The 14,080-nt window shown below is 67.7% G+C and carries 18 protein-coding genes; 6 read left to right on the top strand and 12 right to left on the bottom strand.

Features of this window, described 5'->3' with window-relative positions; translation table 11 throughout:
• Positions 1–35: 35 nt before the first annotated feature.
• From lptB to V3B46_RS06435, 5 genes are all read right to left on the bottom strand, one after another.
• Positions 36–755 (bottom strand): LPS export ABC transporter ATP-binding protein, encoded by a 720-nt coding sequence (lptB, locus tag V3B46_RS06455; protein WP_049400688.1) that lies wholly within the window; start codon positions 753–755, stop codon positions 36–38.
• Positions 755–1,306 carry a lipopolysaccharide transport periplasmic protein LptA gene (lptA, locus tag V3B46_RS06450; RefSeq protein WP_005408392.1) on the bottom strand — a complete coding sequence of 184 codons (552 nt, stop codon included), beginning with the start codon at positions 1,304–1,306 and terminating at the stop codon, positions 755–757. Before lptA ends, lptB begins: the two co-directional genes overlap by 1 nt.
• A 104-nt stretch (positions 1,307–1,410) precedes the next feature.
• Entirely contained in the window at positions 1,411–1,986 is a 576-nt protein-coding gene (gene lptC / locus V3B46_RS06445; RefSeq protein WP_329891437.1) for an LPS export ABC transporter periplasmic protein LptC, read from the bottom strand.
• Positions 1,983–2,531 carry a KdsC family phosphatase gene (locus V3B46_RS06440; protein ID WP_154262579.1) on the bottom strand — a complete coding sequence of 183 codons (549 nt, stop codon included), beginning with the start codon at positions 2,529–2,531 and terminating at the stop codon, positions 1,983–1,985. Before V3B46_RS06440 ends, lptC begins: the two co-directional genes overlap by 4 nt.
• A 66-nt stretch (positions 2,532–2,597) precedes the next feature.
• The gene (locus tag V3B46_RS06435) at positions 2,598–3,599 is read right to left on the bottom strand and encodes a KpsF/GutQ family sugar-phosphate isomerase (RefSeq protein WP_100437453.1); all 1,002 of its coding nucleotides are present in this window, start codon (positions 3,597–3,599) and stop codon (positions 2,598–2,600) included.
• Between the two features lie 54 nt (positions 3,600–3,653).
• Between V3B46_RS06435 and V3B46_RS06430 the strand changes: the two genes are divergently transcribed.
• The 3 genes from V3B46_RS06430 to V3B46_RS06420 are packed head-to-tail and all read left to right on the top strand — an operon-like array spanning position 3,654 to position 5,503.
• Positions 3,654–3,884, top strand: coding sequence for a BolA family protein (locus tag V3B46_RS06430; protein WP_005408396.1), 231 nt, complete (start codon positions 3,654–3,656; stop codon positions 3,882–3,884).
• Between the two features lie 21 nt (positions 3,885–3,905).
• Positions 3,906–5,177, top strand: a complete 1,272-nt coding sequence (gene murA / locus V3B46_RS06425; protein ID WP_329891436.1) for a UDP-N-acetylglucosamine 1-carboxyvinyltransferase — start codon at positions 3,906–3,908, stop codon at positions 5,175–5,177.
• Positions 5,174–5,503 (top strand): hypothetical protein, encoded by a 330-nt coding sequence (locus V3B46_RS06420; RefSeq protein WP_032130368.1) that lies wholly within the window; start codon positions 5,174–5,176, stop codon positions 5,501–5,503. Before murA ends, V3B46_RS06420 begins: the two co-directional genes overlap by 4 nt.
• A 67-nt stretch (positions 5,504–5,570) precedes the next feature.
• Here V3B46_RS06420 and V3B46_RS06415 read toward each other — a convergent pair whose 3' ends face one another.
• The 7 genes from V3B46_RS06415 to purM all read right to left on the bottom strand — a co-directional run bounded on the left by V3B46_RS06415 (position 5,571) and on the right by purM (position 10,497).
• Positions 5,571–6,254, bottom strand: coding sequence for a DUF3108 domain-containing protein (locus tag V3B46_RS06415; protein WP_010483632.1), 684 nt, complete (start codon positions 6,252–6,254; stop codon positions 5,571–5,573).
• A 2-nt stretch (positions 6,255–6,256) separates the two neighbouring features.
• A complete protein-coding gene (locus V3B46_RS06410; RefSeq protein WP_329891435.1) occupies positions 6,257–7,081 on the bottom strand; it encodes a DUF3108 domain-containing protein in 825 nt (274 codons plus the stop codon).
• 67 nt (positions 7,082–7,148) lie between these two features.
• Positions 7,149–7,808, bottom strand: a complete 660-nt coding sequence (gene purN / locus V3B46_RS06405; protein WP_329891434.1) for a phosphoribosylglycinamide formyltransferase — start codon at positions 7,806–7,808, stop codon at positions 7,149–7,151.
• A complete protein-coding gene (locus tag V3B46_RS06400) occupies positions 7,805–8,467 on the bottom strand; it encodes a DUF2238 domain-containing protein (protein ID WP_154262589.1) in 663 nt (220 codons plus the stop codon). The genes purN and V3B46_RS06400 overlap by 4 nt, the downstream gene beginning before the upstream one ends.
• Before the next feature lie 41 nt (positions 8,468–8,508).
• Positions 8,509–8,931 carry a hypothetical protein gene (locus V3B46_RS06395; RefSeq protein WP_032130364.1) on the bottom strand — a complete coding sequence of 141 codons (423 nt, stop codon included), beginning with the start codon at positions 8,929–8,931 and terminating at the stop codon, positions 8,509–8,511.
• Entirely contained in the window at positions 8,928–9,416 is a 489-nt protein-coding gene (locus V3B46_RS06390) for a hypothetical protein (protein ID WP_110711436.1), read from the bottom strand. The genes V3B46_RS06395 and V3B46_RS06390 overlap by 4 nt, the downstream gene beginning before the upstream one ends.
• Positions 9,417–9,438: 22 nt before the next feature.
• Positions 9,439–10,497, bottom strand: a complete 1,059-nt coding sequence (gene purM / locus V3B46_RS06385; RefSeq protein ID WP_197611351.1) for a phosphoribosylformylglycinamidine cyclo-ligase — start codon at positions 10,495–10,497, stop codon at positions 9,439–9,441.
• Positions 10,498–10,596: 99 nt separating this feature from the next.
• Here purM and V3B46_RS06380 point away from each other — a divergent pair, with 99 nt between their 5' ends.
• The 3 genes from V3B46_RS06380 to hda are packed head-to-tail and all read left to right on the top strand — an operon-like array spanning position 10,597 to position 13,609.
• The gene (locus tag V3B46_RS06380; RefSeq protein WP_329891433.1) at positions 10,597–11,736 is read left to right on the top strand and encodes a DUF2066 domain-containing protein; all 1,140 of its coding nucleotides are present in this window, start codon (positions 10,597–10,599) and stop codon (positions 11,734–11,736) included.
• Entirely contained in the window at positions 11,733–12,902 is a 1,170-nt protein-coding gene (locus V3B46_RS06375; protein ID WP_329891432.1) for an AI-2E family transporter, read from the top strand. The genes V3B46_RS06380 and V3B46_RS06375 overlap by 4 nt, the downstream gene beginning before the upstream one ends.
• Positions 12,902–13,609 (top strand): DnaA regulatory inactivator Hda, encoded by a 708-nt coding sequence (gene hda / locus V3B46_RS06370; RefSeq protein ID WP_106467287.1) that lies wholly within the window; start codon positions 12,902–12,904, stop codon positions 13,607–13,609. The genes V3B46_RS06375 and hda overlap by 1 nt, the downstream gene beginning before the upstream one ends.
• The last annotated feature ends 471 nt before the right edge of the window (positions 13,610–14,080 follow it).

Below are 14,080 nucleotides of genomic sequence, written 5' to 3'. Positions count from 1 at the left end.
GTGCCGAAAGGAAAGAAAGGGACCCGGCGACTGCTTCACAGCTTGAAGGAATCCCCGAGGTAGACGCGACGTACGTCGGCGTTGTCCAGGATCGCTTCCGGCGAACCCTGGGCCAGCACGCTGCCCTCGGCGAGGATATACGCGCGGTCGCAGATACCCAAGGTCTCGCGCACGTTGTGGTCGGTGATCAGCACGCCGATGCCACGCTGCTTGAGATGGGTGACGATGCGCTGGATCTCGCCGACGGAAATCGGGTCGACGCCGGCGAACGGTTCGTCGAGCAGGATCAGGCGCGGCTGCGCGGCCAGTGCACGGGCGATCTCGCAGCGGCGACGTTCGCCACCGGACAGGCTGGCGCCGAGCTGGTCGGCAACGTGGCCCAGCTGCAGTTCGTCGAGCAGGCTGTTCAATTCACGCTCGCGGCCAGCCGAATCCAGGCCCTCGCGCAGCTCCAGCACCAAGCGGATGTTGTCGGCCACGGTCAGCTTGCGGAACACCGACGGCTCCTGCGGCAGGTAACCCACGCCCTGTTTGGCGCGGGTATACATCGGGTCGCCGGTGATGTCCTTGCCATCAAGCACGATGCTGCCGGCGTCAGCCGCAACCAGGCCGACGATCATGTAGAAGCAGGTGGTCTTGCCGGCGCCGTTGGGGCCGAGCAGGCCGACCACTTCACCGGCGTCGAGGGTCAGCCCGAAGTCCTTGACGACTTCGCGCTGCTTGTACTTCTTGCGCAGGCCCTTGGCGACGAGCATTACTTCCTGCTCCCGGCCGGCTGTGCCGGCGTGGTGGCCTTGGGCTGTGCCGCAGGGGCGGCCGGGGTCTTGTTCTTCGGCGGGATGACGGTGCGCACGCGGCTGCCGTCACCACCGGAGTTCATTTCGCCGGTACGGGTGTTGTAGACCATGCGCTGGCCGGCATTGGTGCCGCGCGCGCTGGTGACCTTGTAGTTGCCGGTCAGGGTGATGATCTCGGTCTTGATGTCGTAGTCGATGCGATCGGCCAGCGCGTCCATCCAGGTGCCATCATCGAGCTGCTGCTTCATCTTGGCCTGCTTGCCGGTGAACACCACACGCACCGCTTCGCCGTCCTTGAGGTAGATCTCGGCCTCGGACGAGCGCAGGTCCAGCGTGCCCTGGGTGATGATCACGCCCTGCGACAGCACGGTCTTGCCGTCGCCGGTGAGCATGCCCGACTGGGCGCCGGAATCGATGTGCATGTCTTCGTTGCGGTCGGTGGACTTGGCGAAGGCGGCGCTGGGGACAAGAAGACCAAGCGCGAGTACGGCGGCAAAGGGAATCTTCATCGGGGTCCGTTCTACCGGTGGGGGCCTCCCGGGTGGACCGGGGGCGGGCGGGTGGGGCTGCCGGCCTTGCGCCTGTCCGGAGACGTCGCAGGCTGGCGGCGGAATCAGCGTTTGGGCGTGTAGCGGCCCTTGGACTGGCTGAGGAAATGATACGTGTTGTTCTTCGAATCCACTTCGAAGCCGACGCCGGACTGTTCCATGCCCGGGCGGGTCATGGTCACCAGGGCGTCGGTGCGGGCGCGGTTTTCCTTCGGGAACACGTCCAGATGGTCGGTGCGGAAGGTGGTCGGCACCGTGCCGGGGCCGGCCGGGCTGTCGCCGGCGACATTGCCGCGCAGCTTCATCTCGTCGCCCTTGGCGCTGAGCCAGCCGGTCTCGGCACGCAGGGTCCAGTGCTTGCCATCCTTGTCCGGCATCTCGAACAACGGCGTGGCGATGTTGATGGTCTGGTCACCGCGCTGGCGCTCCAGCAGCGGCGCACGCAGCGTGGTCGATTCCTTGCCGTGCTCATCCAGGGCGACGATCTGGAAGTCATGCAGGATGTAATCCACGCCGACCTCCTGGCCGCCACTGGCTGGCCCCTTGTCGCGGTTGCGCAGTGCAGCCCAGCTGCTGAGCAGGGCCGCCAGCAGCAGGCCGATGCCGAGCAGGGTGCGCCAGTTGAGGGTGGGCAGGTTCATGCGCCGAACCTCGCCAGTACGGCGTCCACATGCCCCTGCGCGGCCAGCAGGATGTCGCACAGCTCGCGAGCGGCGCCCTGTCCGCCCTCGGCGCGGGTCTGCCAGTGCACGCGCTCGGCGATCCACGGATGGGCGTTGGCCGGGGCCACCGCCAGGCCGACTGCGCCCAGCGGCGCCAGATCGGGCAGGTCATCGCCCATGAACGCCGCCTGTTCCAGGCCGATGCCGTGCTGCGCACACAGCGCCTGCACGCTGGCCAGCTTGTCGCCCACGGCGATCTGGGTATCGATGCCGAGGTCGGCGCCGCGCTTGAGCGCGGACTGGCTGTTGCGCGCGGTAATCAGTACGGGGTGGATACCGTGCTGCTGCAGCAGTTTCAGGCCCAGGCCATCCTGCACGAAGTACGCCTTGCTCTCGTTGCCGTCCTTGTCGTAGTACAGCCGACCGTCGGTGAGGGTGCCGTCCACGTCGAAGCAGGCCAGGCGGATACGGGCCGCGGCGGCATGCAGGTGGGCGGGGAAGGCGGGCAGGGGGGACCAGGGCATCAGGGCGGCAGGCTCAGTGGGTTCGGGTGGGGCAGTACAGACTGAATGGGGTCTACGGACTGTCGGTTAAACCACCCGGGCCCGCAACAGGTCATGAATGTTCAGGGCACCGACCGCGCGGCCTTGGCCGTCGACCACGATCAGGCCGGTGATCTTGTGGGTCTCCATCAGCCGGGCCGCCTCCACCGCCAGCTGGTCGGCGCCGATGGTGCGTGGGTTGCGCGTCATCACATCGGCGATCTTCGCGGTGCGCACGTCCAGCGCGCTGTCCAGCGCGCGGCGCAGGTCGCCGTCGGTGAACAGGCCGATCAGCACGCCGCCGGCATCGACCACGGCGGTCATGCCCAGCCGTTTGCGGCTCATCTCCATCAGCGCTTCACTGAGGCTGGCGTCGGCGCCCACGCTGGGCAGGTCGTCGCCGGTGTGCATCACGTCGGTGATGTGCAGCAGCAGGCGGCGGCCGAGGCTGCCGGCCGGGTGTGAACGGGCGAAATCGTCGGCGGTGAAGCCGCGTGCGTCGAGCAGGGCCACGGCCAGCGCGTCGCCCATCGCCAGCGAGGCGGTGGTGCTGGAGGTCGGCGCCAGCGCCAGCGGGCAGGCCTCGGCCGGCACGCTCACGTCCAAGTGGATGTCGGCGGCGGTGGCCAGGCTGGACTGTGGGCGCCCGGTCATGGAAATCAGCACGTTGCCCTGGCGCTTGAGCACCGGCAGCAGCATCAGCACCTCGTCTGACTCGCCCGAATAGGACAGGGCCAGCACCACGTCGTCCTCGGTGATCATGCCCAGGTCGCCGTGGCCGGCTTCGCCCGGGTGCACATAGAAGGCGGGTGTGCCGGTCGAGGCCAGGGTGGCGGCGATCTTGCGGGCGATGTGCCCGGACTTGCCCATGCCGGTGGCGACCACGCGCCCGCGGCTGCCCAGGATCGCCTGGCAGGCCTGCTGGAACGCCTCGCCAAGGCGGTCGGCCACGGCGTCCAGCGCCTGCCGCTCGATCTCGAAGACGCGGCGGCCGCTGGCGACCAGGCCGGCAGGGTCGACGGAACGGGGGGGCAACAGGGATTCGGCCATGCGGACGCCACGCAGCGGAAGTAGAATGGAGGCACATTTTATTAGGAAAGCCCGTTGGACGCCGACACCATCCGCAATCTGATCGAAACCGGCCTGCCCGGCGCCCGCGCCGACGTGCAGGGCGACGATGGCGTGCATTTCGAAGCGACCGTGGTCTGCGAGGCCTTCGCCGGCAAGATGCCGCTGGCCCGCCACCGCATGGTGTATGCCACGCTGGGCGACCTGATGGGCGGCGCGATCCACGCGCTGGCGCTGAAAACCGTGACCCCGGCCGAAGCCGGCTGAACCGCAGAAGATCCCGAATACATGGCCAAGATCGTTGTGACCGGCGGCGCTGCGCTGCACGGTGAAGTGAGCATCTCCGGCGCGAAGAACGCCGTCCTCCCCATCCTCTGCGCGACCCTGCTGGCCGATGCGCCGGTGGAGATCACCAACGTGCCGCACCTGCACGACGTGGTCACCACGGTGAAGCTGCTGGGCGAACTCGGCGCCAAGGTCACCATCGACCAGGGCACGCTGTCGCGCGGCAGCGCGATCGTGGTCGACCCGCGTACCGTCAACCAGCACGTGGCACCGTATGAGCTGGTCAAGACCATGCGCGCCTCGATCCTGGTGCTGGGCCCGCTGCTGGCCCGCTTCGGCGCGGCCGAAGTGTCGCTGCCCGGTGGCTGCGCCATCGGTTCGCGTCCGGTCGACCAGCACATCAAGGGCCTGCAGGCGCTGGGTGCGGACATCGTGGTCGAGAACGGCTTCATCAAGGCCACCGCCAAGCGCCTGAAGGGGGGCCACTTCACCTTCGACATGGTCAGCGTCACCGGCACCGAGAACGTGCTGATGGGCGCGGTGCTGGCCGAAGGCACCACCATCCTCGACAACTGCGCGATGGAACCGGAAGTGACCGATCTGGCGCACTGCCTGATCGCGCTGGGCGCGAAGATCGAAGGCCTGGGCACTGCCCGCCTGGTGATCGAAGGCGTCGAGCGCCTGTCCGGCGGCCGCCATGAAGTGCTGCCCGACCGCATCGAGACCGGTACCTTCCTGGTGGCCGCGGCGATGACCGGCGGCAAGGTCACGGTCAACCGTGCGCGGCCGAACACCATGGACGCGGTGCTGTCCAAGCTGGTCGAAGCCGGTGCGAAGATCGAGACCACCGACGACACCATCACCCTGGACATGCAGGGCAAGCGGCCGAAGGCGGTCAACCTGACCACCGCGCCGTACCCGGCGTTCCCGACCGACATGCAGGCGCAGTTCATGGCGCTCAACTGCGTGGCCGACGGCGTGGGCGTGATCAACGAAACGATCTTCGAGAACCGTTTCATGCACGTCAACGAACTGCTGCGCCTGGGCGCGGACATCCAGGTCGAAGGACACACTGCCATCGTGCGTGGCAACGAGCACCTGAGCGGCGCACCGGTGATGGCCACCGACCTGCGCGCCTCGGCCTCGCTGATCCTGGCCGGCCTGATGGCCAGCGGCGATACCACCATCGACCGTATCTACCACCTTGATCGTGGCTACGAGAACATCGAAGAGAAGCTGTCTTCGCTCGGCGCCACCATCCGGCGCGTGCCATGATCCTGCGCGGCAAGTTCAGCCCGCGTCGCAAGGCGCTGCTGGCCCTGGTGCTGATCGTGCTGGCGTGGCTGGGCTATGCCTGGTACGCCAACATCGCCATCACCCAGGGCATCGAGCAGAAGGACATGGACTGGAACGGCGATGGCACGGTCTCGCGTGATGAAATCATCGAGTCGTTCTATGCGGTCGCAGTGAACGACAGCCAGGACGGCAACCGTCATTGCCGCACCTTCGTCTGGCGCAGCACCGGTGAGCAGATCCGCGTGGACTGCCGGACCGAGTTCAAGCCGGCCGAGGAACAGAAACCGGCTGAAGCGAAGAAATAAGAGAACGCCCGCGAAAGCGGGCGTTTTCTTGGGGATACACCCATCCACGCATGGCGTGGATCTCTGGTCAGTTCATCGCCTTGATGGTCAGGTCCAGCGCATCGCGGCCGCTCTCACGCTGCAGCATGCGCGCCGGCACCGGGAATTCCGGCACGATCCAGGCGATCAGCTCCTTGTTGCCGTCGGCGCGCGAGACCTTGGTGGCCTCGTAGCTCTTGCCGCCCACGGTGATCGATTCCTTGCCGATCACACGGTACGTCATGTTCTTGATGCGGCCTTCGTCGACCATGCGATAGGTCAGCGGCTTGCCCGCCGCCAGGTCACGGGCGATCGCCAGGTTGATCAGCAGCGCGTCCATGTCACCGGCTTTCAGCGCAATCGGGCCAGCGCGATCCGGCTTGATGTCGCCGGTCCAGGTGGCCTGGTTGCTGGTCCAGTTGTAGTTGGCCTGCACGTTGCGCTTCTTCACCAGCAGCGCCGAACGGTCCTGGCTGCTGAGCGGGCGCAGCTGGCCACGCACTTCCTCGAACACCGTGCTCTGGCTGAGGTCGGCCAGCTGGTTCTTCACCTGCAGGCTGTAGCGCCACTTGTTGCTGCCTTCGCTGGCCAGGGTCATGGTGCCGTTGGCCTGCATGCCCATGTAGCTGGCCAGGTAATCGGCCTTGAACGGTTCCAGCGCCATGGCCGGCAGGCTGGCCACGGTCAGAGCAGCGGCTGCGATCCAGGTGAGGGGGCGGGTCAGGGTATTCATGCTCAGACTCCTTGGTATTCGATCAGGCGCAGATCGACGCGGTCTTCGCCGTCTTCGCGTTGCAGGATGCGCACCGGGGTGGGGACACCGTTGGCGATCCAGAGAATGGTTTCGTTTCTGCCACCGTTGGTCCGGTAGACCCGCAGTGCGTTGTAGGACAGGTCGCCGACCTCGACGTTCTCGGTCTGCGGCGCGGCCTGGTAGTCGTGTTCGCGGACCTTGCCCATGTCCACGTAGCGGTAATGCATGGAGGCGCCTGGACGCGCATCGCGCATGATCGCCAGGTTGATCAGCAGCGCGCTCTGGTCGCCTGCCTGCAGCGGGATCGGTTGCGCGCGGTCCTTCTTGACGTCACCGGTCCATTGCGCGGTGCCGGCCTGCCAGTTGTAGGTGCCGACCGCCTTCTTGCCCAGGAACAGGCCCTTGCGCACCGTGCTCTGGCTGAGCGGCGCATACACGCCGCTGCGCTCCTCGAACACTGTGCTCTGTTCGATGTTCAGGCCCAGCACGCTGGCAAAGCCGCGGCGGCCGACCACCTGCATGTCCACCCGCCACTGGCTGCCGCCGGTGTGGGTGACCTGCATGCTGGCATCGCCCGCTTCCTTGCCCTTGTAGAAGGCCTGGTAGGTGGCGCTGAATGGTTGCAGCGGCGGTGGCTCCCAAGCCAGTGCCGGTGGCATCGGTACGGCAGGCGCATCGGCTGGCGGCTGCGCTGCGGGCACCGGTGCCGGCGGGGTGGCGGGCGCCTGTGCCTGGCCCCAGCCCACGCCGGGGAACACGGCAAGCGACAACAGCAATGGAGTGGACAGCAGGGTCGTGGTCTTCATGGAGGACAGGGACCGCAGGAGGGGGCAGGATGCCAGCCCCGCAGTCAGCAGGGCGTGTGCATGGGGACTACCGGTTCAGGTTCCCGGCGGAATCTAGGGCCAACGGGCTAAACAGGGGGTGACCGTCCAGTTGCGGCTGGCCCTCCCGTTCAGCCAGGCGGCCGGCGCACAACAGCTGCAGGGTGGCGATCAGCAGCGGATGCTCCACCGCCAGCACGCGCGCGGCCAGGCTGTCGGCGTCATCGCCGGGCAGCACCGGCACCCGCACCTGCGCCAGCACGGCGCCCGCATCCAGCTCGGGCACGACCAGATGGACGCTGGCACCGTGCTCGGCGTCGCCAGCCTGCAGCGCCCGTGCGTGGGTGTCCAGGCCCTTGTGCAGCGGCAGCAGCGATGGATGGATGTTGACCAGCCGGCCATTGAAGCGCTGTACGAAGGCCGCGCCGAGGATGCGCATGTAGCCGGCGCAGACGATCCAGTCCGGTTGTACTGCGGCCAGCGCATCGCCGAGCGCCTGCTCGTAGCTGGCGCGGTCGCTGAAGGACTTCGGTGCATGCGCCCAGCGCAGGTTCGGTGCGACGCGCTGCAGGGCCTCTGCGGCGGGGCGGTCGGAAAACACGCCGACCACCTCGGCGGACAGGCGGCCGTCGGCAACGGCATCGAGGATGGCCTGCAGGTTGCTGCCGCGACCAGAGGCGAGCACGGCAATGCGGGTGGTCGCGGTCACTGCTGGGCGCTCCGGCGGATCAGCGGCCAGATCAGCAGGCTGCCGAGGGTGGCCATCAGCATGTCGGCGTGCGCGTCCCACATGTCGCCCTGCTGCCCGTTGTAGGCCTCGGCGGCATCCGGCGACAGGGCAAGCGCGATGGCCCACTCGAACCATTCGTAGACCAGGCTGGCACACATCACCGTCATCAGCGCCAGGGTGAAGGCCTGGCCCAGGCGCAGCGCCGGCCACGCATGACGGGCAAGCTGCAGCAGCGCAGGAGTGAAGCAGACGCCGAACAGGAAGTGGATGAGGCGGTCGAAATGGTTGCGCTGCCAGCCGAAGGCCGCATTCGGCGACCAGCCGGTCAGTGTCTGCGCCCAGGCGTCGTAGGGCACGTTGGAATACAGCCAGCGCGCGGCCACGCAGTGCAGGGCGATGAAGCCGCAGATCGCGATGAAGGCACCATTGCCCAGCCAGCCGCCGCGACGGTCGACCCACAGCAGCGCGGCCAGCCCGATCACGGTCAGGGTGCTGTGCAGGGCCTGTTCGGTGGGCCACAGCGGGTGGACCCAGCTGATTGCGAACACCGCCAGCACGACGGCAAAGGCCAGCTTCTTGGGGCCCGAGAAACGGTGGGTGGTGGGCGAAGCGGACGTCGGGAGGGCAGGCGCGGACATGGGAAATCGATCAGGAAAGGACGGGGCGTCTGCCGGCAGGTTCAGACACTGAGGTGGTCGCCGCGGTCGAACAGCGCGGCCATGTCAGGTTTGGACAGGAACACCCAGGCATAGGCGGCCAAGGCCATGCCCAGTGGGCCGGCCAGTACGCCCAGCCAGGCCGCGCGCCGGCACCAGGCCAGCCCGGTGCGATGTGACAGCTGGCGCGCGGTATACAACTGCACGAACCCCAGCACGGCCGCCAGCACGGCGATGGACGCATAGACCGTGGTCAGCATCCAGGCATCGTCCAGCCCGCGCGAGTGGGCCACCCATCCGCTGAGGCCAAGGAACGCCACTGTGGCGAACCAATGGAAGCCGGCCAACGCGTAGAACAGCACTTTCAGCGTCTGCAGATGGCTGGTCAGCTGCAGCTGCGCCAGGGTCTGATGCGGCAGCGGCGGCGGATTGCCGGAGGCGGTCATGCGGGCGTGGCGGGAAGGTCGAAGGCGGCCTTTACCTGCGGGCGCAGCAGGGTGATCAGGCTGAACACCCCCAGCACCGTGCCGATGGGGGTGAACAGGCAGGCCAGGCCGGCCGCGATCAGGCACAGCAGGTAGCGGCGTCTCTGGGCCAGGCAGCGGCCGGCATAGGCGACGAACGCGCCCAGGGTGACGCCACCGAATACGGCGACGCAACCGATGAGGGTGAACATCCAGCCGAACAGGCGCTGCTCGGCCGGCGACGACGGCTGGCCGCCGGAATTCATCGGCAGGTTGCCGGTGAGCGCGGTGATGCCCAGCACGATGTGGATGATGAAGATCAACGAGAACAGCACGATCAGGCCGCCGACCACGTAGTGCGCGATGGCCAGCATGCGCAGATGGTCGGCATCCTGCGCGCTGAACACCGGTACCGTCGCCAGCGGCGGCGGCACGGGGGCGGGGGACAAGGGGGGCGTTGCGTCCATGCGGGCTCCTGGGTTGTCGGGATCAGCCGATGTGGACGCGCTCGGCGCCCTCGGCGGTGACCACCTGGCCGATGGTCCAGTGCTCCAGGCCCTGCGCCTTGACCGCATCGGATACCGCGGCCACCTGGTCCGGCGCCACGATCAGCACGAAGCCAATGCCGCAGTTGAAGGTGCGCCACATCTCGCTGTCGGCTACCGCGCCTTCCTTCTGCAGCCACTGGAACACCGGCGGCAGGGTCCAGGACGAGGCCTGGATGTCCAGGCCGAGGCCGTCGGGCACCACGCGGATGATGTTCTCGGTCAGGCCGCCACCGGTGATGTGGGCCATGCCGTGGATGGCCGCGCCGTGCGACTTCAGCAGCGACAGGATCGGCTTGACGTACAGGCGGGTCGGCGCCATCAGCGCATCGACCAGCTTCACGCCGCCTTCCAGCTCCAGCTCGGCCGGGCGGCCGGCGCGGTCGTAGATCCGGCGCACCAGCGAGTAGCCGTTGGAGTGCGGGCCGGACGAGGCGATGCCGATCAGCACGTCGCCGGCAGCCACGCTGGCGCCGTCCTTCAGCTCGCTCTTCTCGACCGCGGCGACGGTGAAGCCGGCCAGGTCGTACTCGCCCGGGGCATACATGTCGGGCATTTCAGCGGTTTCGCCGCCGATCAGCGCGCAGCCGGCCTCGGTGCAGCCGTTGGCGATGCCGCCCACGACCGCCGCAGCGGTGTCGATGTCCAGCTTGCCGGTGGCGAAGTAGTCCAGGAAGAACAGCGGTTCGGCACCCTGCACCAGTACGTCGTTCACGCACATCGCGACCAGATCGATGCCGATCGTATCGTGGCGGTTCAGCTGGTGGGCCAGCTTCAGCTTGGTGCCCACGCCGTCGGTACCCGACACCAGCACCGGCTCGCGGTACTTGTTGGACAGGTCGAACAGGGCGCCGAAGCCACCCAGGCCGCCCATTACTTCCGGGCGGAAGCTGCGCTTGACCAGGGGCTTGATCCGCTCGACCAGCGCGTTGCCGGCGTCGATGTCGACACCCGCGTCACGGTAGGTGAGGGGGGAGGGGGCGGAAGACGGGGTGTTGGTCACGGGCGTCGGCGCTGGCAGGGGTTGAACGGGCGATTTTAACAGGCCGCATTGGCGCAAAGTCCGTATTCGGGCAACAATTCCCCCGGATACGTCGAGCCAATGGATGTCCTGATGCGCCGCAGCCTGATTCTGACCCTGCTCCTTGCGCTGAGCCTGCCGGTGGCCACGATGGCCCAGAGCGGCCTGCGCACCGAGGGTGATGTTGCCACCGCCACTGGCGCGTACGAGGCCGAAGTGCCCGTCAACAGCCAGGCCGAAGCCGACCGCAACGGCGCCCTGGCCCGCGCCTTGAGCGTTGTACTGGGCAAGTTGTCCGGCGATCGCAGCGTGATGTCGCGCCCTGGCGTGGCGCAGGCGCTGCGCAATGCCAAGGATTACGTGGCCAGCTACGACTACAAGCAGGACCAGAGCGTGAGCGCCAGTGGCGCCCCCAGCTTCCGTACCCTGCTGGTGGCCCGCTTCCGCGAGGACGATGTCGATTCGCTGGTGTCGGCGCTGGGCCTGCCGCTGTGGCCGCAGCCGCGGCCGAAGCCGGTGCTGTGGCTGGCCGTCGATGACGGCAGCGGTCCGCGCCTGGTCAGCGTGCAGCAGGCCAACGCCGCCCGCCCGTTGCTGAACCGCGCCATCGAGCGTGGCTACAAGCTGGGCCTGCCCAGCGGTGGTGCCGCCGAACAGGCGCTGGCCGGTGCCATCTGGCGCCAGGACAGTGCCGCCGTGGCCCGTGCCTCTTCGCGCTATTCGCCGCCGATGCAGCTGATCGGCAAGCTTTACCGCGCCAACGGCGGCTGGCAGGCGGACTGGGTGTTCGTCGACAACGGCCGTGAGCTGAACAAGTGGACCAGCAAGGACGCCAACGCCATGCGCGCGATGGCCGCCGGTGCCGATGGTGCCGCCGATGCGCTGGTCAAGCGCTATGCCAAGGCGGGCGCGGCTGTCGGCCAGGCCGGCACCTATCGGGTGGTGGTCACCGGCATCAACAGTGCCGACGACTACCTGCGCCTGGCTGCCGGCCTGCGTGAGGTGCCGGTGGTGCGCAACGTCACCCCGCTGCACGCTTCGGCCGGCCAGCTGGAGCTGAGCCTGGAGATGACCACCGGCCTGGCCGGCTTCAACCGCATGCTGGGCGACAACGGCGTGCTGGTGCCGAGCGCACCGCTGCCGGCCCTGCCGGCGCCGATCGACGACACCACCGGTGCCCCGGTCGCTGCGCCGGTCAGCAACGAGTACCGCCTGCGATGAACCTGACCCCGGAAGCGGAAATCGCGCAGTTCCTGCGCCGCCTGAAGTACATCCTGTTCGCCGGCCTGATCGGCTGGGTGGTGTGGTTGCTGGCGCCGATCCTGACCCCGTTCGTGCTGGCGCTGGCGCTGGCCTGGCTGGGCGATCCGCTGGTGGATCGCATCGAGGCCACCGGCCGCTCGCGCATGACCGGCGTGGTGCTGGTGTTCGCGGCGATGGTGCTGGTGATCGTGGCGCTGCTGCTGGTGCTGGTGCCGATGATCGAGCGCCAGATCACCACCCTGATTGCGGTCGCGCCGCAGGCACAGGCGTGGCTGATGGAAAAGGGCATTCCCTGGTTCGAGCAGAAGACCGGCCTGGAAGTGATGCAGTGGCTGGACCCGGACCGCCTGATCGAATGGGTGCGCAGCCACTGGCAGCAGGCTGGCGGCTTCGCCACCACGTTCATGGGCTATGTCTCGCGTTCGGGCTTTGCGATGGTGACCTGGGTGGTCAACATCCTGCTGCTGCCGATCCTGGCCTTCTACTTCCTGCGTGACTGGGACAAGCTGGTCGAGCGGGTGGCGTCGGTGATTCCGCGCAACCAGATCGGCACCATCAGCGCGTTGGCGCGTGAGTCCAACGAGGTGCTGGGTGCGTTCATCCGCGGCCAGTTCCTGGTGATGTTGGCGCTGGGCGTGATCTATGCCGGTGGCCTGTCGCTGGTCGGCCTCAAGCTGGGTCTGCTGATCGGCCTGATTGCCGGCCTGATCAGCTTCATTCCCTACCTGGGCGCGACCACCGGCATCCTGATGGCGATCGTGGCGGCGCTGGTGCAGGCACAGGGCTTCGATCTGAAGCTGCTGATACTGGTCGGCGTGGTGTTCACCGTGGGCCAGCTGCTGGAAAGCTACGTGCTGACCCCGCGCATTGTCGGCGACAAGATCGGCCTGCACCCGGTGGCGGTGATCTTTGCGGTGATGGCCGGCGGCCAGCTGTTCGGCTTCCTCGGCATGCTGCTGGCGCTGCCGGTGGCAGCGGTGACCAACGTGCTGCTGCGCTACGCGCACCAGCGTTATCGCCAGAGCGAGCTGTACGTGGGTGAGAAGCCGGCGATCGTGCTTGATGGCGTGGTCGATGCCCCCCATATCATCATTCCGAACGACAAGGGCCCCGACCTGAAGTGATGGGTGTGCCGCAACTGCCGCTGGCCCTGCATTACCCGCGGGACCAGCGCCTGGAGACCTTCATCGGCGCGCCGGACGGCGCGCTGGCGCAGCTGCGCGCGATCGCGGTGGGTGCCAGCCACGATTGGGTCTATCTGGAAGGGGCGGCGGGCACAGGCAAGACCCACCAGGCACTGGCGATGTGCTCCAGCGCCGAGCAGGCCGGGCGGCTGCCGACCTACGTACCGCTGGCCAGCGCCGCCGGCCGCGTACGCGCGGCGTTGGATGGGCTGGAGGCGCGCGAGCTGGTGGCGCTGGACGGTCTGGACGAAGTGGCTGGCAACCGCGAGGACGAGATCGCGCTGTTCGATTTCCACAACCGCGCGCGCGCTGCGGGCGTGACCGTGCTGTACACGGCGCAGAAGGCGCCGGAAGAACTGGGCCTGGTGCTGCCTGACCTGCGTTCGCGGCTGGGCCAGTGCGTGCGCGTGCTGCTGCAGCCGCTGGATGAGGAAGGCCGTGCGGCGGTGCTGCGCGAACGCGCGCTGCGTCGCGGCTTGGCCATTGATGAAGCTGCGATCGAGTGGCTGCTGTCGCACACGGGGCGCGAGCTGGGTGGGTTGATCACGCTGCTGGACTGGCTGGACCGGGAGTCGCTGGCGGCGAAGCGGCGGATCACCGTGCCGTTCCTGCGCCAGGTGCTGGAAGAAGGCCGGCCGCGTTACTGAGGGTGGGGTTTGCTTTGCAGGGCTGCGCCCTGCACCCGCCGAAGCCGAAGCCGAAGCCGAAGCAACGTCAACGTCAAAAGCTGGCTATCCGTGGGATGGCGGGGTGGCTCAGGTTGCGGGGGACGGCGCAAGTACGTCCCTGTAGCCTCGATCGCGCCATCCATGGCGCTCACGCCCCCTCAACCTGAGCCACCCCGCCTTCGACAGTTGGCCGGTGGCCTTGGGATTGACCTTGGATCGGATGTGCTCCGCGCTTGGTAGGTGTCGACCTTGGTCGACACAGACGAGCGAGCGCAGCGAAGCGGTCCGCTTTTGCTTTTCTTTTTCTTTTCCGTGGCTGGACGCGCACGGAAACTGTCAGAGGCCGGTCGGGTGGGCCATGCAGGGGCGTTGGCGCCATGGATGGCGCCATCGAGCTTACATGGACGTACTTGCAGCGTCCCCTGCATGGCCCACCCGACCGGCCAAACA

The sequence above is a fragment of the Stenotrophomonas sp. SMYL11 genome (assembly GCF_036320005.1).
In the GTDB taxonomy this organism is placed as follows: domain Bacteria; phylum Pseudomonadota; class Gammaproteobacteria; order Xanthomonadales; family Xanthomonadaceae; genus Stenotrophomonas; species Stenotrophomonas maltophilia_A.
Note: the sequence above shows the minus strand (reverse complement) of the source record. Positions and strands in the feature narration are given on the sequence as shown.